The organism is Glycocaulis albus (genome assembly GCF_014639075.1).
Lineage (GTDB): Bacteria > Pseudomonadota > Alphaproteobacteria > Caulobacterales > Maricaulaceae > Glycocaulis > Glycocaulis albus.
In genome coordinates this window covers 20,826-42,764 of record NZ_BMFS01000015.1, presented here as the reverse complement: position 1 = coordinate 42,764, position 21,939 = coordinate 20,826, and the positions used below count along the sequence as shown (strand labels likewise).

25 protein-coding genes are annotated in these 21,939 nt (G+C 62.0%); all 25 read left to right on the top strand.

From position 1 onward, the window contains the following. Positions 1 to 116: 116 nt before the first annotated feature. On the top strand, positions 117 to 4,196 hold the full coding sequence (rpoB, locus tag IEV75_RS13025; protein ID WP_188453004.1) for a DNA-directed RNA polymerase subunit beta: 4,080 nt from the start codon (positions 117 to 119) through the stop codon (positions 4,194 to 4,196). A 79-nt stretch (positions 4,197 to 4,275) separates the two neighbouring features. Then, entirely contained in the window at positions 4,276 to 8,484 is a 4,209-nt protein-coding gene (gene rpoC / locus IEV75_RS13020) for a DNA-directed RNA polymerase subunit beta' (RefSeq protein WP_188453003.1), read from the top strand. A 355-nt stretch (positions 8,485 to 8,839) separates the two neighbouring features. After that, complete coding sequence (rpsL, locus tag IEV75_RS13015) at positions 8,840 to 9,211, top strand: 30S ribosomal protein S12 (RefSeq protein ID WP_036512005.1); 372 nt, start codon at positions 8,840 to 8,842, stop codon at positions 9,209 to 9,211. Between the two features lie 12 nt (positions 9,212 to 9,223). Then, positions 9,224 to 9,694, top strand: a complete 471-nt coding sequence (rpsG, locus tag IEV75_RS13010; RefSeq protein ID WP_188453002.1) for a 30S ribosomal protein S7 — start codon at positions 9,224 to 9,226, stop codon at positions 9,692 to 9,694. Positions 9,695 to 9,733: 39 nt separating this feature from the next. Beyond that, positions 9,734 to 11,809 carry an elongation factor G gene (gene fusA / locus IEV75_RS13005; RefSeq protein WP_188453001.1) on the top strand — a complete coding sequence of 692 codons (2,076 nt, stop codon included), beginning with the start codon at positions 9,734 to 9,736 and terminating at the stop codon, positions 11,807 to 11,809. 55 nt (positions 11,810 to 11,864) lie between these two features. Next, complete coding sequence (gene tuf / locus IEV75_RS13000) at positions 11,865 to 13,040, top strand: elongation factor Tu (RefSeq protein WP_188453000.1); 1,176 nt, start codon at positions 11,865 to 11,867, stop codon at positions 13,038 to 13,040. A gap of 93 nt (positions 13,041 to 13,133) precedes the next feature. Next, a complete protein-coding gene (rpsJ, locus tag IEV75_RS12995; RefSeq protein WP_036512015.1) occupies positions 13,134 to 13,448 on the top strand; it encodes a 30S ribosomal protein S10 in 315 nt (104 codons plus the stop codon). A 22-nt stretch (positions 13,449 to 13,470) separates the two neighbouring features. Further along, a complete protein-coding gene (gene rplC, locus IEV75_RS12990; RefSeq protein WP_188453018.1) occupies positions 13,471 to 14,271 on the top strand; it encodes a 50S ribosomal protein L3 in 801 nt (266 codons plus the stop codon). Beyond that, positions 14,268 to 14,906 carry a 50S ribosomal protein L4 gene (gene rplD / locus IEV75_RS12985; RefSeq protein ID WP_188452999.1) on the top strand — a complete coding sequence of 213 codons (639 nt, stop codon included), beginning with the start codon at positions 14,268 to 14,270 and terminating at the stop codon, positions 14,904 to 14,906. The genes rplC and rplD overlap by 4 nt, the downstream gene beginning before the upstream one ends. Next, positions 14,906 to 15,199 carry a 50S ribosomal protein L23 gene (locus IEV75_RS12980; protein ID WP_188452998.1) on the top strand — a complete coding sequence of 98 codons (294 nt, stop codon included), beginning with the start codon at positions 14,906 to 14,908 and terminating at the stop codon, positions 15,197 to 15,199. The genes rplD and IEV75_RS12980 overlap by 1 nt, the downstream gene beginning before the upstream one ends. 26 nt (positions 15,200 to 15,225) lie before the next feature. Continuing rightward, the gene (gene rplB / locus IEV75_RS12975) at positions 15,226 to 16,062 is read left to right on the top strand and encodes a 50S ribosomal protein L2 (protein WP_127565800.1); all 837 of its coding nucleotides are present in this window, start codon (positions 15,226 to 15,228) and stop codon (positions 16,060 to 16,062) included. Positions 16,063 to 16,079: 17 nt separating this feature from the next. After that, positions 16,080 to 16,358 (top strand): 30S ribosomal protein S19, encoded by a 279-nt coding sequence (rpsS, locus tag IEV75_RS12970; protein ID WP_036512026.1) that lies wholly within the window; start codon positions 16,080 to 16,082, stop codon positions 16,356 to 16,358. A 4-nt stretch (positions 16,359 to 16,362) separates the two neighbouring features. Beyond that, entirely contained in the window at positions 16,363 to 16,743 is a 381-nt protein-coding gene (gene rplV / locus IEV75_RS12965; RefSeq protein WP_127565801.1) for a 50S ribosomal protein L22, read from the top strand. Beyond that, positions 16,743 to 17,447: a 30S ribosomal protein S3 gene (gene rpsC / locus IEV75_RS12960; protein ID WP_188452997.1), complete on the top strand. Its 705-nt coding sequence runs from the start codon at positions 16,743 to 16,745 to the stop codon at positions 17,445 to 17,447. The genes rplV and rpsC overlap by 1 nt, the downstream gene beginning before the upstream one ends. Positions 17,448 to 17,475: 28 nt before the next feature. Next, positions 17,476 to 17,901 (top strand): 50S ribosomal protein L16, encoded by a 426-nt coding sequence (rplP, locus tag IEV75_RS12955; protein ID WP_127565803.1) that lies wholly within the window; start codon positions 17,476 to 17,478, stop codon positions 17,899 to 17,901. Positions 17,902 to 17,905: 4 nt separating this feature from the next. After that, positions 17,906 to 18,109 (top strand): 50S ribosomal protein L29, encoded by a 204-nt coding sequence (rpmC, locus tag IEV75_RS12950; protein WP_127565804.1) that lies wholly within the window; start codon positions 17,906 to 17,908, stop codon positions 18,107 to 18,109. 3 nt (positions 18,110 to 18,112) lie between these two features. Then, the gene (gene rpsQ, locus IEV75_RS12945) at positions 18,113 to 18,349 is read left to right on the top strand and encodes a 30S ribosomal protein S17 (RefSeq protein WP_188452996.1); all 237 of its coding nucleotides are present in this window, start codon (positions 18,113 to 18,115) and stop codon (positions 18,347 to 18,349) included. A 47-nt stretch (positions 18,350 to 18,396) separates the two neighbouring features. Then, a complete protein-coding gene (gene rplN, locus IEV75_RS12940; RefSeq protein ID WP_036512044.1) occupies positions 18,397 to 18,765 on the top strand; it encodes a 50S ribosomal protein L14 in 369 nt (122 codons plus the stop codon). Between the two features lie 2 nt (positions 18,766 to 18,767). Next, positions 18,768 to 19,082: a 50S ribosomal protein L24 gene (gene rplX, locus IEV75_RS12935; protein ID WP_188452995.1), complete on the top strand. Its 315-nt coding sequence runs from the start codon at positions 18,768 to 18,770 to the stop codon at positions 19,080 to 19,082. Next, complete coding sequence (rplE, locus tag IEV75_RS12930; RefSeq protein ID WP_188452994.1) at positions 19,075 to 19,635, top strand: 50S ribosomal protein L5; 561 nt, start codon at positions 19,075 to 19,077, stop codon at positions 19,633 to 19,635. The genes rplX and rplE overlap by 8 nt, the downstream gene beginning before the upstream one ends. A gap of 51 nt (positions 19,636 to 19,686) precedes the next feature. Then, positions 19,687 to 19,992 carry a 30S ribosomal protein S14 gene (rpsN, locus tag IEV75_RS12925; RefSeq protein ID WP_188452993.1) on the top strand — a complete coding sequence of 102 codons (306 nt, stop codon included), beginning with the start codon at positions 19,687 to 19,689 and terminating at the stop codon, positions 19,990 to 19,992. Positions 19,993 to 20,005: 13 nt separating this feature from the next. Beyond that, complete coding sequence (gene rpsH / locus IEV75_RS12920; RefSeq protein ID WP_188452992.1) at positions 20,006 to 20,404, top strand: 30S ribosomal protein S8; 399 nt, start codon at positions 20,006 to 20,008, stop codon at positions 20,402 to 20,404. A 14-nt stretch (positions 20,405 to 20,418) separates the two neighbouring features. After that, on the top strand, positions 20,419 to 20,955 hold the full coding sequence (gene rplF, locus IEV75_RS12915) for a 50S ribosomal protein L6 (protein ID WP_188452991.1): 537 nt from the start codon (positions 20,419 to 20,421) through the stop codon (positions 20,953 to 20,955). A 14-nt stretch (positions 20,956 to 20,969) separates the two neighbouring features. Next, positions 20,970 to 21,332, top strand: coding sequence for a 50S ribosomal protein L18 (gene rplR, locus IEV75_RS12910; RefSeq protein WP_188452990.1), 363 nt, complete (start codon positions 20,970 to 20,972; stop codon positions 21,330 to 21,332). Between the two features lie 9 nt (positions 21,333 to 21,341). Next, positions 21,342 to 21,938 (top strand): 30S ribosomal protein S5, encoded by a 597-nt coding sequence (rpsE, locus tag IEV75_RS12905; protein ID WP_127565812.1) that lies wholly within the window; start codon positions 21,342 to 21,344, stop codon positions 21,936 to 21,938. Position 21,939 lies beyond the last annotated feature (1 nt).

Below are 21,939 nucleotides of genomic sequence, written 5' to 3'. Positions count from 1 at the left end.
CCAGGTCAGGGTGGCAAGCCCCCTCATGCTTGTTGCCACTTTCACCGGGGCGGGCGGGACGCATTCGCGTCACTGTAGGACGATGCCGGGTCTTTAACCTGGCAAAGGGAGCGGAAATGGGTCTGTCGTTCACCGGCAAGAAGCGCATTCGCAAGTCGTTTGGTCGCATCCCCGAAGCGCTGGAGATGCCCAACCTCATTGAGGTGCAAAAGCATTCCTACGAGCAGTTCCTGATGAAGGATCTGCGTACGGGCGAGCGCCCGGACGAAGGATTGCAGGCAGTGTTCAAGTCTGTTTTCCCCGTCAAGGATTTCTCTGAACGGGCCGTTCTGGAATTCGTGTCCTACGAGTTCGAGCCGCCCAAGTATGACGTTGAGGAATGCGTGCAGCGCGACATGACGTTCGCAGCGCCGCTGAAAGTCAAAATGCGTCTCATCGTGTTTGATGTGGACGAGGAAACGGGCGCGCGCTCGGTCAAGGACATCAAGGAACAGGACGTGTTCATGGGCGATATTCCGCTCATGACCGACAAGGGCACGTTCGTTGTGAACGGCACCGAGCGGGTTATCGTCTCCCAGATGCATCGCTCCCCGGGTGTGTTCTTCGACCATGACCGCGGCAAGACCCACGCCTCTGGCAAATATCTGTTCGCGGCGCGGATCATCCCGTATCGCGGCTCCTGGCTCGATTTCGAGTTCGACGCCAAGGACATCATCCATGTACGTATCGACCGCCGCCGCAAACTTCCGGCGACGACGCTGCTGTACGCGCTGGGTCTCGACAAGGAAGCCATCCTGTCGATCTTCTATGGCCGCGTTGGCTACAAGAAGGTCAAGGCGGGCTGGACCACGCCTTTCGTCAAGGAAAACTGGCGCGGCGTGAAGCCGCTGCGCGATCTGGTTGATGCCAAGTCGGGCGAGGTCATCGCGCCGGCTGGCAAGAAGATTGCCGCGCGTATCGCCAACAAGCTCGCCGAAGACGGCGTGAAGAATCTGCTGGTGGCCGGCGATGATCTGGTCGGGCGCTTCTTTGCCGAGGATATCGTCAACGCGGAAACCGGCGAAATCTTCGCCGAGGCTGGCGACGAGATCACGCTGGAGCTTCTCGAAGAGATCACCAATGCCGGCTATGACGAGATCGAGGTGCTCGACATTGATGGCGTGAATGTGGGCGGCTATATCCGCACCACTCTGGCCGCCGACAAGAACGACACGCGCGAGCAGGCGCTGGTCGATATCTATCGCGTGATGCGCCCGGGCGAGCCGCCGACGCCCGAGACGGCCGAAGCGCTGTTCAATGGCCTGTTCTTTGACGCCGAGCGCTACGACCTTTCGCCCGTAGGCCGCGTGAAGATGAACATGCGCCTTGATCTGGAATGCCCGGACGATGTGCGTGTGCTGCGCCGCGAGGACATTGTGGAGGTTCTCAAGGTTCTCCACGGCCTGCGCGACGGCAAGGGCGAGATCGACGATATCGACAATCTCGGCAACCGTCGTGTGCGTTCGGTCGGCGAGCTGATGGAAAATCAGTACCGCGTCGGCCTGCTGCGCATGGAACGTGCGATCAAGGAGCGCATGAGCTCGGTCGATATCGAGACTGTGATGCCGCATGACCTGGTCAACGCCAAGCCGGCAGCGGCCGCGGTGCGCGAGTTCTTCGGCTCCTCCCAGCTCTCGCAGTTCATGGACCAGACCAACCCGCTCTCCGAAGTCACCCACAAGCGCCGCATGTCCGCGCTTGGCCCGGGTGGTCTGACGCGTGAGCGTGCAGGCTTCGAGGTGCGCGACGTGCACCCGACCCATTACGGCCGGATCTGTCCGATCGAGACGCCGGAAGGCCCGAATATCGGTCTCATCAACTCGCTTTCCACGTTTGCGCGTGTGAACAAGTACGGCTTTATCGAAAGCCCGTACCGCAAGGTGGAAAACGGCAAGCTGACCGACCAGGTCGATTACCTGAGCGCGATGCAGGAAGCCAAGTTCAACATCGCCCAGGCCAATGCGACCGTGAGCGAGAAAGGCGAGCTGGCGAACGAGTTCGTGAACTGCCGGATTGGCCCGAACCGCGACGCGACCCTGATCCCGCGCGAGGACGTCGACTATATCGACGTGTCGCCGAAACAGGTTGTGTCGGTTGCCGCGGCGCTCATTCCCTTCCTTGAGAATGACGACGCCAACCGCGCGCTGATGGGCTCGAACATGCAACGTCAGGCCGTGCCTCTGCTGCGCAATGAAGCGCCGCTGGTCGGCACCGGCATGGAAGCTGTCGTGGCCCGCGATTCCGGTGCTGCCATCATCGCCCGCCGGGACGGCGTGGTCGAACAGGTGGACGCCCAGCGTATCGTGGTACGTGCGACCGGCGATATTGATGCGGCGGCCTCGGGCGTCGACATCTACCGGCTGTCCAAGTTCCAGCGTTCCAACCAGTCCACCTGCATCAACCAGCGTCCGATCGTGAAGGTCGGCGATGTGGTGAAAGCCGGTGACATCATTGGTGACGGACCGTCCACAGACCTTGGCGAGCTGGCCCTTGGCCGCAACGTGATCGTCGCGTTCATGCCCTGGAACGGCTACAATTTCGAGGACTCCATCCTCATCTCCGAGCGTATCGTGCGCGATGACGTCTTCACCTCGATCCATATCGAGGAGTTCGAGGTCATGGCCCGCGACACCAAGCTTGGGCCGGAGGAGATCACCCGGGATATCCCGAACGTGGGCGAGGAAGCACTGCGCAATCTCGACGAAGCCGGCATTGTTGCCGTCGGCGCCGAAGTTGAGGCCGGTGACATTCTCGTTGGCAAGGTGACGCCGAAGGGCGAAAGCCCGATGACGCCGGAGGAGAAGCTCCTGCGCGCGATCTTCGGCGAAAAGGCCTCCGACGTGCGTGACACATCGCTGCGTCTGCCGCCGGGCACCACGGGCACGATCGTGGAAGTGCGTGTATTCAACCGCCACGGGGTCGACAAGGACGAGCGCGCCATTGCCATTGAACGCGACGAAATCGCGCGTCTTGGCGAAGACCGTGATGACGAGCTTGAGATTCTCGAGCGCGACATCTTCTCGCGCCTGAAGACGATCCTGCTCGGCCGCGAGGCGGTCTCCGGTCCGCGCGGCTTTGCCAAAGGCAAGGTCACCGAAGCCTCGCTGGAAGACGTGCCGGCTTCGCAGTGGTGGAAGATTGGCCTTGAAGACGAGAAGGCTATGGCCGAGGTCGAAGCCCTCAAGAAGCAGTATGACGAGTCCAAGGCCCGTCTGGACCGCCGCTTCGAGGACAAGGTCGAGAAGCTGCAACGCGGCGACGAAATGCCCCCGGGCGTGATGAAGATGGTCAAGGTGTTCGTCGCGGTGAAGCGCAAGCTGCAGCCGGGCGACAAGATGGCCGGCCGTCACGGCAACAAGGGCGTGATCTCCAAGATCAACCCGCTCGAAGATATGCCCTTCCTGGCAGACGGCACGCCGGTTGACATCGTGCTGAACCCGCTGGGCGTGCCCTCGCGCATGAATGTGGGTCAGATCCTCGAGACCCATCTGGGCTGGGCCTGCAAAGGTCTCGGCCAGCAGATCGGTCAGGCCTATGAAGCCTACACCCGCGATGGCGATGCCAACGTGCTCAAGAAGGCGATCAATGGGGCTTATGGCGAGGATCAGGAGCTTCCCGAGGACGAAGCTGATATCGCCGAGCTGGCGCGTAACCTCTCCGCTGGCGTGCCGATTGCCACGCCGGTATTCGATGGCGCCCGTGAACCGGACATCGTCGAGTATCTCAAGCGTGCTGGCATTGACGAAAGCGGTCAGTCGACTCTGTATGACGGCCAGACGGGTGAGCCCTTCAAGCGCAAGGTCACTGTCGGCATCAAGCACCTGTTGAAGCTGCACCACCTTGTCGACGACAAGATCCACGCACGCTCCATCGGTCCGTACAGCCTCGTGACCCAGCAACCGCTGGGCGGCAAGGCGCAGTTCGGCGGTCAGCGCTTCGGCGAGATGGAAGTGTGGGCGCTGCAGGCATATGGCGCAGCCTACACCCTGCAGGAGATGCTCACCGTGAAGTCGGACGACGTGGCCGGCCGTACCAAGGTCTACGAGGCCATCGTGCGCGGTGACGACGCCTTCGAGGCGGGTATCCCGGAAAGCTTCAACGTGCTGGTCAAGGAAATGCGTTCGCTTGGCCTGAACGTCGAGCTCGTCAACGAATAGGCCGCTAGCGGCCAAACTGTGATCAGGCGGCAGGCCTTGCCCTCAAGGGTCTGCCGCCGCCACCGTCAAGGAGACGGACATGAACCAAGAGGTCATGAATATCTTCAACCCGTCCGCCGAAGGCCCCGCCTTCGACCGGATCCGGATTTCGCTGGCAAGCCCGGAGAAGATTCTCTCCTGGTCGTACGGCGAGGTGAAGAAACCCGAAACGATCAATTACCGCACGTTCAAGCCCGAGCGTGATGGCCTGTTCTGTGCCCGCATCTTCGGTCCGATCAAGGACTATGAGTGCCTGTGCGGCAAGTACAAGCGCATCAAGTACAAGGGCATTGTCTGCGAGAAGTGCGGCGTGGAAGTCACGCTGGCGCGCGTTCGCCGTGAGCGCATGGGCCATATCGAACTGGCCGCTCCGGTTGCCCATATCTGGTTCCTGAAATCGCTTCCCTCCCGCATCGCCCTGATGATGGACATGGCCCTGAAGGATGTGGAGCGCGTGCTCTACTTCGAGGCCTATATCGTCATGGAGCCGGGCCTGACCCCGCTGCAGCAGCACCAGCTCCTGAGCGAGGAAGAATACTACCAGGCGGTTGACGAGTACGGTGAAGACGCCTTCACCGCCGGCATCGGCGCAGAGGCCATCCGCGAGCTGATGGCCAATATGGACCTGCCTGCGCAAGTCGAGCGCATGAAGGAAGAGATGAAGGAGACCGGCTCGGAGCTGAAGCTGAAAAAGCTCTCCAAGCGGATCAAGCTCCTTGAATCCTTCATCTTCTCGAAGAACCGTCCCGAGTGGATGATCATGACGGTCGTTCCGGTCATTCCGCCGGAACTGCGCCCGCTCGTGCCGCTGGACGGTGGCCGGTTTGCAACCTCTGACCTGAACGATCTCTATCGCCGGGTCATCAACCGCAATAACCGCCTGAAGCGCCTGATCGAGCTGCGCGCGCCGGATATCATCATCCGCAACGAGAAGCGCATGCTTCAGGAAGCGGTCGATGCCCTGTTTGACAATGGCCGCCGTGGCCGTGTCATCACCGGTACCAACAAGCGCCCGCTCAAATCACTGTCCGACATGCTCAAAGGCAAGCAGGGCCGGTTCCGCCAGAACCTGCTCGGCAAGCGCGTGGACTATTCCGGCCGTTCGGTCATCGTGGTCGGCCCGGACCTCAAGCTTCACGAGTGCGGCCTGCCCAAGAAAATGGCGCTGGAGCTGTTCAAGCCGTTCATCTACGCGCGTCTCGACGCCAAGGGTCTGTCCGGCACCGTCAAGCAGTCGAAAAAGCTGGTCGAGAAAGAACGCCCCGAAGTCTGGGACGTGCTCGACGAGGTGATCCGCGAGCACCCGGTTCTGCTGAACCGCGCGCCCACCCTGCACCGTCTGGGCATTCAGGCGTTCGAGCCGAAACTCATCGAGGGCAAGGCGATCCAGCTTCACCCGCTGGTCTGCGCCGCGTTCAACGCCGACTTCGACGGCGACCAGATGGCCGTGCACGTTCCGCTGAGCCTTGAGGCCCAGCTGGAAGCGCGCGTGCTGATGATGTCGACCAACAACATCCTCTCGCCGGCTAACGGCAAGCCGATCATCGTGCCGTCGCAGGATATCGTGCTGGGGCTGTACTACCTCTCCATCGCCAAGGACGGCGAGCCGGGTGAAGGCATGGTCTTCGGCTCGATGGCCGAGATTGATGCTGCGCTGGATTCCGGCATCGTCACCCTGCACTCCAAGATCAAGGCGCGTTACGAGGGCGTCGACGAGGAGGGTGAGCCGAAGGTCAGCGTCATCGATACGACGCCGGGCCGGATGAAGCTGCTTGAGCACCTGCCGCGTCACAAGCTCCTGCCGCCGAGCCTTCTTGACGAGCTCCTCACCAAGAAAGCTGTCGGAAACCTGATCGACGAGGTCTACCGCCATACCGGGCAGAAGGCGACGGTCATCTTCTGTGACCGCATCATGCAGCTCGGCTTCCGCGAGGCGGCCCGCGCCGGCATTTCCTTCGGCAAGGACGACATGCTGATCCCGGATGCAAAGGCCACGCTCGTCAACGAGACGCGTACCCTGGTCTCCGATTACGAGCAGCAATATGTCGACGGGCTGATCACGCGCGGCGAGAAGTACAACAAGGTCGTTGATGCGTGGGCCAAGTGCACCGACAAGGTCGCTGACGCCATGATGGACGAGATCTCCAAGCCGATCGATGCCGGAAACGGCCGTACCGGCGAGATCAACTCGGTCTACATGATGGCCCACTCCGGCGCGCGTGGTTCGAAGAACCAGATGAAACAGCTCGCCGGCATGCGCGGCCTGATGGCCCGTCCGGACGGCTCGATCATCGAGACGCCGATCATCTCGAACTTCAAGGAAGGCCTGACCGTCCTTGAGTACTTCAACTCGACTCACGGTGCCCGTAAGGGTCTGGCCGATACGGCGCTGAAAACGGCGAACTCGGGTTACCTGACCCGCCGCCTGGTCGATGTCGCGCAGGACTGCATCATCACCGAAGATGATTGCGGCACCTCGCAGGGTATCGAGCTTTCGGCTGTCGTTGATGGCGGTGAAGTGGTTGTGTCAGTCGGCGCGCGCATTCTCGGCCGTACCACGGCCGAAGCGGTGAAGGACCCGTCCACGGGCGATGTCATCGCGCCTGCGGACACCTATCTGGACGAGGATCTGTGCGCAGCCATCGAGGCTGCGGGCGTGATCTCGGTCAAGACCCGTTCGCCGCTGACCTGCGAAACCCGCTGGGGCGTTTGCGCTACCTGCTATGGCCGCGACCTTGCGCGTGGCACCAAGGTGAATATGGGCGAGGCCGTGGGCGTTATCGCGGCCCAGTCCATCGGTGAACCGGGCACCCAGCTGACCATGCGGACCTTCCACATCGGTGGTACGGCCCAGGTCTCCGAGCAGTCCTTCATCGAAGCGCTCAATGACGGCAAGATCGCCTTCAACGACCGCTCCACGGTGAAGAACTCCGAAGGGGCTCTCATCGTCATGAGCCGCAACATGCAGGTTGTGGTCATGGATGCCGAGGGCAAGGAGCGCGAAGTCTACAAGCTCCCCTACGGCGCGAAGCTGCGCGTGGATGCCGGCAACAAGGTCAAGCGGGGCGACCGCCTCGCCGAGTGGGACCCGTACACCGCGCCGATTGTTACCGAGGTGGGCGGCCGCGTGAAGTTCATCGACACGATCGAGGGACTGACGGTCCGTGACGAGACCGATGATGCGACGGGCATTGCCTCGAAAGTCGTCATCGACTGGCGTGGCACCTCGTCAAAGTCGAGCTCCATCCAGCCGGCCATGGTAATCACCGACGAGAAGGGCGAGCCGGTCAAGCTCGCCAACGGTGCTCCGGCCAACTACATGCTGTCGGTGGGCGCGATCCTGTCCATCAGCGATGGTGACGAGGTCAAGCCGGGCGATGTCATGGCCCGTATCCCGACCGAAGGCGCCAAGACGCGCGACATCACCGGCGGTCTGCCGCGTGTTGCCGAGCTGTTCGAGGCCCGCCGGCCGAAGGATCACGCCATCATCGCCGAGACAACCGGCCGTGTTGAGTTCGGGCGTGACTACAAGAACAAGCGCCGGATCATCATCACGCCTGAGGGCGAAGGGGCAGAGCCGGTGGAATATCTCGTTCCGCGCGGCAAGCACCTGACCGTACAGGAAGGCGATATCATCCAGCGCGGCGAGTATCTGCTCGATGGCAACCCGGCCCCGCATGACATCCTGCGGATCCTGGGCGTCGAGGCGCTGGCCAAGTATCTGATCAACGAGATCCAGGAAGTCTATCGCCTGCAAGGCGTGCCGATCAACGACAAGCACATCGAGGTGATTGTCCGGCAGATGCTGCAGAAGATGGAAATTCTCGATCCGGGCGATAGCGGATATCTCGCGGGCGAACAGGTCGAGAAGCTCGACTTCCTCGAGATGAACGAGCGTCTGGAAAAAGAGAAGAAGCGTCCTGCGGTGGGCGAGCCGGTTCTGCTGGGCATCACCAAGGCATCGCTGCAGACCCGCTCCTTCATCTCCGCGGCCTCGTTCCAGGAGACGACCCGCGTGCTGACCGAGGCTGCTGTCCAGGGCAAGGTCGACATGCTTGAGGGGCTGAAAGAGAACGTCATCGTCGGCCGTCTGATTCCGGCCGGGACGGGTGGCACGATGCGCGAATTCCAGTCGGTTGCCGACAAGCGTGATCGTGAACGCCTTGCCGAACGGGAGAAGGAAGCTGCTCAAGGCGCTGAGGCCCTGCCGGCCGAAATCGCCGAGGCGGCGGCCAGCGAAGAAGGCTGATAGCCTTCACAGACTGGGAATATTGCTCAGGGCCGCCGGGATTTCCGGCGGCCCTTTGCCTTAAATGACGGGGCCGGTCTGGCCTGTGTGAACGGGGTGTAAAAATCCCCTCATGCGTCTCTTGACGCGGGCAGGCCAGATCAGTAGGTTCCGCGCTCGTTTTCAGGGGTGAGCCGTAACCTCTGCCCGAGGCAAGTGCCAAGGCCAGGTTAGACGTCGCCTGAAACAACGACATAACTCAACACCGTCCGTGGGCGTGAGCAGTGAGGCTCCCGTCCGGCGGCCGGGTTTACGCGCTTGCGGGGTCCGTGAACGGGCTCCAACGCGCATTGGGATCAGGAACGGACGTAGCTGCATGCCTACGATTAACCAGCTCATCCGCAAGCCGCGGAAAGACAAGCCGAAGCGCAACAAGGTGCCTGCGCTCCAGTCGTGCCCTCAGCGGCGCGGTGTGTGCACGCGCGTGTACACCACGACCCCGAAGAAGCCGAACTCGGCGCTTCGTAAAGTGGCCAAGGTGCGTCTGACCAATGGCTATGAAGTCGTGAGCTATATCCCCGGTGAGGGCCATAACCTTCAGGAGCACTCCGTGGTCCTGATCCGCGGTGGCCGCGTGAAAGACCTTCCCGGCGTCCGTTACCACATTCTGCGCGGCGTTCTGGATACCCAGGGCGTCAAGGATCGCCGTCAGCGCCGCTCGAAGTACGGCGCGAAGCGTCCGAAATAAGGAGAGATCTGGATGTCCCGTCGTCACCGCGCAGAGAAACGCGAGATTCTGCCTGATCCCAAATTCGGTGATCGCGATCTCACGAAGTTCATGAACTACATCATGGTAGACGGTAAGAAATCCGTCGCCGAGCGCATCATCTATGGCGCGCTGGAAATCCTTGAGGAAAAGGCCAAGCGCGAGCCGGTCCGCGTGTTCCACGACGCTCTGGGCAATATCGCTCCGGAGATCGAGGTGCGCTCCCGCCGCGTGGGTGGTGCGACCTACCAGGTGCCCGTCGAGGTGCGTCCGGACCGCCGCAAGGCTCTGGCCATCCGCTGGCTGGCGGCTGCGGCTCGCGCCCGCAACGAAAACACGATGCGCGAGCGCCTGGCTGGCGAGCTTCTCGATGCGGCCTCCAATCGCGGCACGGCTGTGAAGAAGCGTGAAGACACGCACCGCATGGCCGAAGCCAACCGCGCCTTTTCGCATTACCGCTGGTAAATCCGGCCGAACGAACGATCACACTAAGGACCTCTCCCCATGGCCCGCACACACAAGATCGAGGACTACCGCAATTTCGGCATCATGGCCCACATTGATGCCGGGAAAACGACGACGACCGAGCGGATCCTCTATTACACCGGCAAATCTCACAAAATCGGTGAGGTCCATGACGGCGCGGCCACCATGGACTGGATGGAGCAGGAGCAAGAGCGCGGCATCACGATCACGTCTGCTGCGACGACCTGCTTCTGGCGTGAGAAGCGTCTGAACATCATCGACACGCCCGGCCACGTCGACTTCACGATTGAAGTTGAGCGCTCGCTTCGCGTGCTGGACGGCGCGATCGCGCTGCTGGACGCTAATGCCGGCGTCGAGCCCCAGACCGAGACGGTCTGGCGCCAGGCGGACAAGTACAAAGTTCCGCGGATGATCTTCGTCAACAAGATGGACAAGCTTGGCGCGGACTTCTTCCGTTGCGTCGAGATGATCAAGTCGCGCCTGGGCGCCACCCCGCTCGTTCTCCAGCTGCCGATCGGCGCGGAGACCGAGTACAAGGGCTGTATTGATCTCATCAAGATGCGCGCGATCATCTGGGAAGAGGAAAGCCTCGGTGCGGCTTTCCACTATGAGGATATCCCCGCTGACCTGCAGGCGCAGGCCGAAGAGTATCGCGAGAAGCTGATCGAGGGCGCTGTCGAGGTCGATGAGGCCGCGATGGAAGCCTATCTCGAAGGCGACATGCCCAGCGAGGAAGAGCTGATGAAGCTCATCCGCAAGGGTACGATTGAGCTGGCCTTCAACCCGATTCTGTGCGGCACGGCCTTCAAGAACAAGGGTGTCCAGCCCCTGCTCGACGCGGTTGTCGATTACCTGCCGTCGCCGGTCGACGTTCTGGCCATCAAGGGTATCGATCCCAAGACCGATGGCGAGATCCTGCGCAAGGCGGACGACAATGAGCCGACCTCGCTGCTGGCCTTCAAGATCATGAACGACCCGTTCGTGGGCTCGCTGACCTTCTGCCGCGTGTATTCGGGCCATGTCGAAACCGGCACGTCCCTGATGAACACGGTCAAGGACAAGAAAGAGCGTATCGGCCGCATGCTGCTGATGCATTCGAACAGCCGTGAGGACATCAAGGAAGCGTTTGCGGGCGATATCGTTGCCATCGCTGGCCTGAAGGACACCACCACGGGTGACACGCTGTGTGATCCGGCCAAACCGGTCATCCTGGAGCGTATGGAATTCCCGGAGCCTGTTATCGAGCTCGCCATCGAGCCGAAATCGAAGGGCGACCAGGAGAAGCTCGGTGTTGCGCTGCAGCGCCTGGCGGCCGAGGATCCGTCCTTCCGCATGTCGACGGACGAAGAGTCCGGCCAGACGATTATTGCCGGCATGGGCGAGCTGCACCTCGACATCCTGGTTGACCGTATGCGCCGCGAGTTCAAGGTTGAGGCCAATGTCGGCCAGCCGCAGGTCGCCTATCGCGAGACCATTGGCGAAGCCTGCGAGATCGACTACACGCACAAGAAGCAGACCGGTGGCACGGGTCAGTTCGCCCGCGTCAAGCTGCTTTTCGAGCCGGTCGAGCCGGGCGAGGGCTACAGCTTTGAATCCAAGATCGTTGGTGGTTCGGTGCCCAAGGAATACGTTCCGGGCGTCGAGAAGGGCATCAATTCGGTGCGCGAGACCGGCCTTCTGGCGGGCTTCCCGCTGATCGACTTCAAGGCGACGCTGGTTGACGGCGCCTATCACGACGTGGACTCCAGCGTGCTGGCGTTCGAAATCGCGGCCCGTGCCGCCATGCGCGAAGCCAAGGGCAAGATGCGCGTGAAACTGCTTGAGCCGATCATGAAGGTCGAAGTGGTGACGCCGGACGAGTATACCGGATCGGTCATCGGCGACCTGAACTCCCGCCGCGGCCAGATCCGCGACCAGGAGATGCGCGGCAACGCCACCGTGGTGAACGCCATGGTGCCGCTGGCGAACATGTTCGGCTATGTGAACAATCTGCGCTCGGCAACTCAGGGCCGCGCCCAGTTCACCATGCAGTTCGATCACTATGAGCCGGTGCCGCAAGCGGTGGCCGATCAGGTGATCTCCAAGATCGCCTGAGGCGTGAACAGTTAGCCCTTCGGGTTGGAAACGACAAAAAGAGTGAGTTGAGAAAATGGCCAAGGCAAAGTTTGAGCGTAACAAGCCGCATGCGAACGTTGGCACGATTGGTCACGTTGACCATGGCAAGACGACGCTGACGGCGGCGATTACGAAGTATTTCGGTGAGTTTCGCGCGTATGACCAGATTGATGGCGCGCCTGAGGAGAAGGCTCGCGGGATCACGATTTCGACGGCTCACGTTGAGTATGAGACGGAGAACCGTCACTATGCGCACGTGGACTGCCCTGGCCACGCTGACTATGTGAAGAACATGATCACGGGCGCGGCGCAGATGGACGGCGCGATTCTGGTTGTGAACGCGGCGGACGGCCCGATGCCGCAGACGCGCGAGCACATTCTTCTGGCGCGTCAGGTGGGTGTTCCGGCTCTGGTCGTGTTCATGAACAAGGTTGACCAGGTTGATGACCCTGAGCTTCTCGAGCTTGTGGAGATGGAGATCCGCGAGCTTTTGAGCTCGTATGACTTCCCGGGCGACGACATTCCGATCATTGCCGGCTCGGCTCTGGCGGCGATGGAGGGGCGTGATCCTGAGATCGGCGAGAACAAGATCCGCGAGCTGATGGCGGCTGTGGACGAGTATATCCCGACGCCGGAGCGTCCGGTTGACATGCCGTTCCTGATGCCGATCGAGGACGTGTTCTCGATTTCGGGCCGCGGCACGGTTGTGACGGGCCGTATCGAGCGCGGCATTCTGAAAGTGGGCGACGAGATCGAGATTGTGGGTATCCGCGACACCTCGAAGACGACGTGCACGGGCGTTGAGATGTTCCGCAAGCTGCTTGACCAGGGTCAGGCGGGCGACAATGTGGGCGCGCTGCTGCGCGGTGTTGAGCGTGACGGTGTCGAGCGTGGCCAGGTTCTGGCCAAGCCGGGCTCTGTGAAGCCGCACAAGAAGTTTGAGGCCGAAGCCTACATTCTGACGAAGGAAGAGGGCGGGCGTCACACGCCGTTCTTCACCAATTACCGTCCCCAGTTCTACTTCCGCACGACGGACGTGACCGGGATCGTGACCCTGAAAGAGGGTACCGAGATGGTGATGCCGGGCGACAATGTGGAAGTGACCGTCGACCTGATCCAGCCGATCGCGATGGAAGAAAAGCTGCGCTTCGCCATCCGTGAAGGCGGCAGAACCGTCGGCGCAGGCGTCGTCTCCAAAATTATCGACTAAACGAAACTGAACAAGAGAAGATGGAAGAGGCCGGGCGGCGTGAAACGCTGACCCGGCCAGACTTCCCAAGGAACCAGGAACGGGACCGGAGCGATGGCACAAACCAACATCCGCATCCGCCTCAAGGCGTTCGATCACCGCGTGCTGGATACGTCCACGCGCGAGATCGTCTCGACGGCGAAACGCACAGGCGCACAGGTGCGCGGGCCTATCCCGCTGCCCACGCGCATCGAGCGTTTCACGGTGCTGCGGTCCCCGCACATCGACAAGAAATCACGCGAGCAGTTCGAGATTCGCACGCACAAGCGTGTCCTCGACATCGTGGACCCGACCCCGCAGACCGTGGACGCGCTGATGAAGCTCGACCTGTCGGCCGGCGTGGATGTCGAGATCAAGCTGGGAGCTTAAGCCAATGAGCCAGGCTCAAAACCTGCGCACGGGCGTCATCGCGAAGAAGATGGGCATGACCCGCATCTTCGCCGAGGACGGCTCGCACATTCCGGTAACGGTGCTGCACCTTGAGGGTGTCCAGGTCGTTGCCCAGCGCACGAATGATCGTGACGGCTACACCGCGCTGCAACTGGGCGCCGGCAAGGCCAAGGTGAAGCGCGCGACGAAAGCCGATCGCGGCCACTTCGCCAAGGCAGCCGTCGAGCCCAAGCGCAAGCTGGTGGAGTTCCGCGTCAGCGAGAGCAATCTTATTGATGCCGGTGCCGAGATCACGGCTGACCATTTTGTCGAAGGCCAGAAGGTGGATGTTGCCGCCCTGACCATCGGTAAGGGTTTTGCCGGTGCCATGAAGCGGTGGAATTTCGGCGGTCTGCGCGCGACGCACGGCGTGTCGGTCTCGCACCGCTCGCACGGTTCGACCGGTCAGCGCCAGGATCCGGGCAAGGTGTTCAAAGGCAAGAAGATGGCCGGTCATCTCGGCCAGGAGCGCGTGACCACCCAGAACCTGGAAGTGGTTCGTGTGGACGCCGAGCGCGGCCTGATCCTCGTTCGCGGCGCCGTGCCGGGTTCGGCCGATAGCTGGGTTGAGGTGCGCGACGCTGTAAAGGGCGCCGGTGTGGAAGGCCTGGCCTTCCCGGGCAAGTTCCGCCTGGGTGACGAGCCCAAGGTGGTCGACAGCCCTGCACCCGGCTCGGAAGAGGCGGAAATGGTGGCTGAAGGCGCGCCGGTTGCAGAAGCGCCTGCCGTCGATGCGGCGGGTGAAGAGGACGCCAAGTCATGAAACTCGATGTAATCACCTTGGATGCCGGCAAGGCAGGCTCGGTTGAGCTCAGCGATGACATCTTCGCCATTGGCGAAGTGCGCGCCGATCTCCTGCAGCGTGCCGTGAAATGGCAGCTTTCGCGCCGTCAGGCCGGTACGCACCGCGCCAAGGAGCGCGCCGAGATTGCCCGCACGGGCAAGAAGTTCGGCCGCCAGAAGGGCGGCGGCTCGGCTCGTCACGGTTCGCGGCGCGCCCCGATCTTCGTCGGCGGCGGCAAGGCCCACGGCCCGAAAGTGCGCAGCCATGCTACCGAGCTGCCCAAGAAGGTCCGCGCTCTCGCGCTCAAGCATGCCCTGTCCTCGAAAGCGGGTTCGTCCTCGCTGATCGTTCTGGACGAGGCACGTCTGGACGCGCCGAAGACGGCAGCCCTTAAGGCGCAGTTTGCTAAGCTCGGCCTGACCAGCGCGCTCATCATTGACGGTGAGACGCTGGACGAGAACTTCGCCCTTGCCGCGCGCAACATCCCGCATGTGGATGTGCTGCCCGCGCAAGGCCTGAACGTCTACGACGTGCTGCGCCGCGACACGCTGGTGCTCACCAAGTCGGCGGTCGAGAAGATCAATGAGCGCTTTGCCGCCAAGGAGAGTGCGTAATGGCTTCGCCCAAGCACTACGACACGATTATCGCGCCGGTGATCACCGAGAAGGCGACCCTGCTCTCTGAAGAGAACAAGGTTGTGTTTAAAGTCCCGCTGACCGCGACGAAGAAGGACATCACCGAGGCCGTTGAAGCGCTGTTCAAGGTCAAGGTGAAAGCGGTCAACACGCTGCGTCAGAAGGGCAAGACCAAGCGCTTCCGGGGCATTGAAGGCCGTCGCGACGATATGAAAAAAGCGGTGGTGACCCTTGAAGAGGGCCATTCCATCGACGTGAGCACGGGCCTTTAGGGCGCGCGCTTGAAGGAGTTTGAACCATGGCGCTGAAGACATTCAAGCCGACCTCGCCTGGCCGCCGCGCTCTTGTGCTGGTGGACCGGTCCGAGCTGCACGCTGGCAAGCCGGAAAAGACGCTGGTCGAAGGCCTGCGCCGCACGGGCGGGCGTAACAATACCGGGCGCATCACCGCCCGCCGCCGCGGTGGTGGAGCCAAGAAGCTCTACCGGCTGATCGATTTCAAGCGCCGCAAGTTCGACGTGCCTGCCACGGTCGAGCGGCTGGAATATGATCCCAACCGCACAGCATTCATCGCCCTCATCAAGTATGAGGACGGCGAGCTGGCCTATATCCTGGCGCCGCAGCGCCTGGCCGCAGGTGATCGCGTGATCGCCAGCGCCAAGGCGGACGTGAAGCCGGGCAATGCCATGCCGCTGAAGACCATTCCGGTGGGCACCATCATCCACAATGTGGAGATGAAGCCGGAAAAGGGCGGCCAGATTGCCCGCTCTGCCGGTGCCTATGCCCAGCTGGTCGGCCGCGAAGCCGGCTACGCCCAGGTCCGCCTGATGAGCGGCGAGCTGCGCAAGGTGAATGAGAACTGCATGGCCACGATTGGTGCGGTGTCGAACTCCGATCACCTTAACATCAATCTGGGCAAGGCCGGCCGCAACCGCCATCTTGGCAAGCGTCCGTCCGTGCGCGGCGTGGCCATGAACCCGGTCGATCACCCCCATGGTGGTGGTGAAGGCCGTACCTCCGGTGGCCGCCATCCGGTGACCCCCTGGGGCAAGCCCACCAAAGGCCGCAAGACCCGCCGTAACAAGGCGACCGACAAATTCATCATCCGTTCGCGCCACGAGCGCAAGAAACGCTAAGGGAGCGACCGACCGTCATGCCCCGTTCTGTATGGAAAGGTCCGTTTGTAGACGGATACCTCCTGAAGAAAGCCGATGCCGCCCACGAAGCCGGGCGCAAGCAGGCTATCAAAACCTGGTCGCGCCGCTCGACCATCATGCCGCAATTTGTCGGCCTGACCTTCCAGGTCCACAACGGGAACAAGTTCGTTCCGGTTCTGGTGTCCGAGGACATGGTCGGCCACAAGCTGGGCGAGTTTGCGCCTTCGCGGACCTATTACGGTCACGCGGCGGACAAGAAAGCCAAGAGGAAGTAGCGCGATGGGCAAGGAAACCAATCCCCGCCGCGTGGCTGAGAACGAGGCGCGCGCCAAGCTGCGGATGATCCGCATCAGCCCGCAAAAGCTGAACCTGGTTGCCGCAATGATCCGCGGCAAGAAGGTCGAGCGTGCGCTGAATGATCTGGCCTTTTCGCGCAAGCGCGCTGCCGCTGACGTGAAGAAGGTTCTGGAGTCGGCCATCGCCAACGCTGAGAACAATCACGGCCTCGATATCGACAGCCTCGTCGTGTCGGAAGCCTATGTCGGCAAGAACCTTGTCATGAAGCGCTTCCGGGCCCGCGCACGCGGCCGCGGTGCGAAGATTCTCAAGCCGTTCTCCGAGCTGACGATCGTCGTTCGCGAAGTCGAGGAGGCCGCGTAATGGGACAGAAGATTAATCCGATCGGCCTGCGCCTCGGCATCAACCGCACTTGGGATTCGCGCTGGTTCGCGCGTGGGGAAGAGTATGCAACGCTCCTCCATGAGGATCTGAAGATCCGCAAATTCCTCCAGGAAAAGCTGAAAGCTGCGTCGATCTCGAAGATCATCATCGAGCGTCCGCACAAGAAGTGCCGTATCACCATCTACACGGCCCGTCCGGGTGTGGTGATCGGCAAGAAGGGTGCCGATATCGAGAAGCTGCGCCGCGAAGTCGCCAAGATGACGGACGCCGAGGTGTTCCTCAATCTGGTGGAAGTGCGCAAGCCCGAGACCGACGCCAACCTGGTTGCCGACAGCATTGCCCAGCAGCTGGAGCGCCGCGTTGCGTTCCGCCGCGCGATGAAGCGGTCCATGCAGTCTGCCATGCGCATGGGCGCTCTGGGCTGCAAGATCATCTGTGCCGGCCGCCTGGGCGGCGCGGAGATCGCGCGTTCGGAACAGTACAATGAAGGTTCGGTGCCGCTGCACACGCTGCGCGCCGATATCGATTACGGCTTCGCCGAGGCGAAAACCGCGATGGGGATCATCGGGATCAAGGTCTGGATCTACAAAGGCGAGATCATGGAGCACGATCCGATGGCCCAGGAGCGCCGTCTTCAGGAAACCGGCGAACAGCGGACCCGTTCGGGCCGCCAGAACGCCTAAGGCCAGGGCCCTAGAGGGAGTTTGAACGATGCTTCAGCCGAAGCGCACAAAGTTCCGGAAGGCCCACAAGGGCCGTATCCACGGAAACGCAAAGGGCGGCTTTACGCTCAATTTCGGCTCGTACGGGCTGAAAGCGGTCGAACCTGAGCGCGTCACGGCGCGCCAGATCGAGGCAACACGCCGCGCGATCACCCGCCACATGAAACGGGCCGGCCGCGTCTGGATCCGCATTTTCCCGGACGTTCCGGTGTCGAAAAAGCCGACCGAGGTGCGGATGGGTAAGGGCAAGGGCTCGCCCGAATACTGGGTGGCCCGGGTGAAGCCTGGCCGCATCATGTTCGAGATTGACGGTGTACCGGATGCAGTCGCGCGCGAAGCGCTGCGCCTTGGTGCCGCCAAGCTGCCGATCAAGACCCGTGTCGTAACCCGTCCGGGCGAGCAGGGAGCTGAGTAGCGCGATGGAAATGCAAGACGTGCGCGCCATGACCGATGACCAGCTCCAGGACAATCTCCTGAAGCTGAAAAAAGAGCAATTTAACCTGCGCTTCCAGCAGGCCACGGGCCAGCTGGAAAACACGGCGCGGTTCTCCAAGGTGCGCAAGGACATTGCCCGCCTGAAGACCGACATGCGCCGGCGCCAGATCGAAAAGCAAGGGAGCTAGGCGATGCCGAAGCGCGTACTGCAAGGCGTCGTGGTCAGCGACAAGCAGGCCAAGACCGTTGTTGTGAAGGTGGAGCGCACATTCCTGCACCCGCTCCTTCGCAAGACGGTCCGGCGTTCGAAAAACTATCATGCCCATGACGAGGCCAACGCCAAGAAAGTCGGCGACACCGTCCTGATCCAGGAATGTGCGCCCAAATCGAAGCTGAAGCGGTGGGAGGTCGTCTCCGACCAGGCTTGAGGCCGGGTCTGGAGAAGGTCGTTTCCTAGTTCTAACGGAGGATCACGATGATCCAGATGCAATCCAATCTGGACGTGGCCGACAATTCCGGGGCCCGCCGCGTGCAGTGCATCAAGGTGCTGGGCGGAGCCAAGCGCCGTTATGCCGGCGTAGGCGACATCATTGTCGTCTCGGTCAAGGAAGCCACGCCCAAGGGACGGGTGAAAAAAGGTGACGTGCGCAAGGCTGTCGTCGTGCGCACCGCGCGCGACATCAAGCGCCGCGACGGCTCCGTCATCCGTTTCGACACCAATGCCGCTGTGCTCCTGAACAACAATATGGAGCCGCTCGGCACGCGTATCTTCGGCCCGGTTCCGCGCGAGCTGCGGGCGAAGAACCACATGAAGATCATCTCGCTGGCGCCGGAGGTGCTGTAGTCATGGCTGCAAAGATCAAGAAGGGCGACAAGGTCGTCATCCTGGCGGGCCGCGACAAGGGCAAGACCGGGGAAGTGACGAAAGTGGTCCCGTCAGAGAACCGCGTGTTTGTGTCCGGTGTGAATATGGTCAAGCGCCATAACCGCCCGACCCAGACCACGCCTGGCGGTATCGAGGAAAAGGAAGCCCCGATCCACGTTTCCAACGTGGCTCTTGCCGATCCCAAATCCGGCGAAGCGACGCGTGTCGGCTTCGAGGTGCGTGACGGCAAGAAGGTCCGGGTCGCGAAAAAATCTGGTGAGGTCCTCAATGGCTGAGACCGCGACATATGAGCCGCGCCTGAAGACGCGTTATCGCGAGGAGATCCGCGCGCGTCTGAAGGAGAAGTTCGGCTACAAGAACGAGATGCAGATTCCCCGTATTGACAAGATTGTCATCAATATGGGCGTTGGTGAGGCTGCCCAGGACTCCAAGAAGCTCCAGGGCGCGCTGGCTGATCTGGAAGCGATCGCCGGTCAGAAGCCGGTCGCCACGCGTGCGACGAAGTCCATCGCGGGCTTCAAGCTGCGTGAAGGCCAGCTGATTGGTGCCAAGGTGACCTTGCGCCAGGACCGCATGTACGAATTTCTGGACCGTCTGGTCACCATCGCCCTGCCGCGCGTCCGCGACTTCCGCGGCCTCAACGGCAAGAGCTTTGATGGCAACGGCAATTACGCGATGGGCATGAAAGAGCACATCGTGTTCCCGGAGATCGACTACGACAAGGTCGAGAAAGTGCGTGGCATGGACATCGTCGTATGCACCACCGCGCGTAACAATGAAGAAGCGAAGGCCCTGCTGGCCGAGTTCGACTTTCCGTTCGCGAACTGACGCAGCAGGAACGCAGACCCATCCCGGGTCCGCACGCAGGAGATGAATTGAATGGCAAAGAAGAGCGCAACCGAGCGTAATGCCCGCGTCGAGCGTCTGGCCAAGCAGTATCTGGCCAAGCGTCAGGCGCTGAAGGCGATAGCGCGCGACACGTCGCTGCCCGTTGAGGAGCGGTTTGCGGCCCAGCTGAAGCTGGCTGCCCTGCCGCGCAACTCGGCCCCCACCCGCATCCGTAACCGGTGCAAGGTATCGGGCCGTCCGCGCGGGTATTACCGCAAGCTGAAAATGTCCCGTATCGCGCTTCGCGAGCTGGGTAGCCATGGCCTGATCCCAGGCCTGGTCAAGTCGAGCTGGTAGGGAGGGCAAGTCAATGTCGATGATCGATCCGCTCGGTGACATGCTCACCCGCATCCGCAACGCGCTCATGCGCCGGCGCACCAATGTGGTGACGCCCGCATCGAAGCTGCGTCAGCGCGTTCTCGATGTCCTGCTGGAAGAAGGCTATATCCGCGGCTACTCAGAGTCGGTGGATGCAGACGGCTTCAAGCAGTTTGAAATCGAACTGAAATACTATGAAGGCGCGCCGGTGATCTCCGAGATCAAGCGCGTTTCCAAGCCGGGCCGCCGGGAATACTCCAAGGCCAGGGATCTTCCGCTCGTTCAGAACGGGCTCGGGATTGCCATCGTTTCCACGCCGCGCGGCGTGATGAGCGACGCATCTGCCCGCGCCCAGAATGTCGGCGGCGAGATTCTCTGCCACATCAGCTAAGGGAGGCATGATCCATGTCACGTCTGGGCAAATTGCCGGTCGGCCTTCCTAACGGAGTGAGCGCGACCGTTGCCAACGATACGGTGAAGGTGAAGGGTCCCAAGGGCGAGTTGTCGCTCGTGGTATCCAGCCTGGTCACCATCAGTGAAGCCGAAGACAAGTCGCTGGTCGTCAGGCCTGCCGACGAGTCCACACGCGCCCGCGCCATGTGGGGCACGACGCGCGCCAATATCGCCAGCATGGTGAAAGGCGTTTCGGAAGGTTTCGAGGAGAATCTCGAGCTGGTCGGCGTCGGTTACCGCGCTGCTGCGCAGGGCCGCGATCTCAAGCTGTCGCTTGGCTTCAGCCACGAAGTGATCTACACGCCGCGTCCCGGCATCACGATTACTGCTCCCAAACCCACCGAGATCAAGATCGAGGGGGCCAACAAGCAGGAAGTCGGCCAGACCGCCGCCGAGATCCGCAAGTATCGTCCGCCGGAGCCCTACAAGGGCAAGGGCATCCGTCTTGCCGGCGAACACGTCCGCCGGAAAGAAGGCAAGAAGAAGTAGGGAACCGTCAGGTCATGAAATCGTCTCGCGAAAAGATGCAACGCCGCGCGCAGCGTACGCGCTCGCGGCTTGCCAAGTTCTCGGGCGGCCGTCCGCGCCTGTCGGTCTTCCGCTCGTCCAAGCATATCTACGCCCAGATCATCGACGACCAGAATGGTGCCACGCTCGCGGCGGCTTCGACCCTCGAAGCCGATGTGCGCGGCGGCAAGCCCGCTGGCGCGAATGTCGAGGCGGCTGCCGCTGTCGGCAAGCTCGTCGCCGAGCGCGCCAAGGCCAAGGGCCTTACCGATGTCGTGTTTGATCGCGGCGGTTACATTTATCATGGGCGCATCAAGGCGCTCGCAGATGCTGCCCGTGAGGGCGGCCTGAACTTCTAGGAGAGCGCCATGGCTCGGGAAGACCAACGCGAAGGCCGGGGCGGACGCGACCGCCGCCGCCGCGACGAGGAGCCGGAAAGCGAACTCGTCGACAAGCTCGTCCACATCAACCGCGTCGCCAAGACCGTGAAGGGTGGCCGGAACTTCCAGTTCGCCGCGCTCGCAGTTGTCGGCGACCAGAAGGGCCGTGTCGGCTTCGGTCAGGGCAAGGCGCGCGAAGTGCCGGAAGCCATCCGCAAGGCGACCGAGGAAGCCAAGAAGACCATGGTGCGCATCCCGCTGCGCGAAGGCCGGACCCTGCATCATGATGCCAATGGCCGTTGGGGCGCGGGCAAGGTTACGCTGCGTGCGGCGCCTCCGGGCACCGGCATCATTGCTGGCGGTCCGATGCGTGCGGTGCTGGAAAGCCTGGGTGTCCAGGACGTGGTGGCCAAGTCGGTCGGCTCGTCCAACCCCTACAACATGATCCGCGCCACGTTCGACGCGCTCAAGGGCCAGAACAGCCCGCGCACGGTTGCGTCCAAGCGCGGCCTGAAAGTGGCTGACATCGTCAACCGCCGGAATGATGGTGCCAGCGCACCTGAAGCCGTCGACAGCCAGAGCTAGG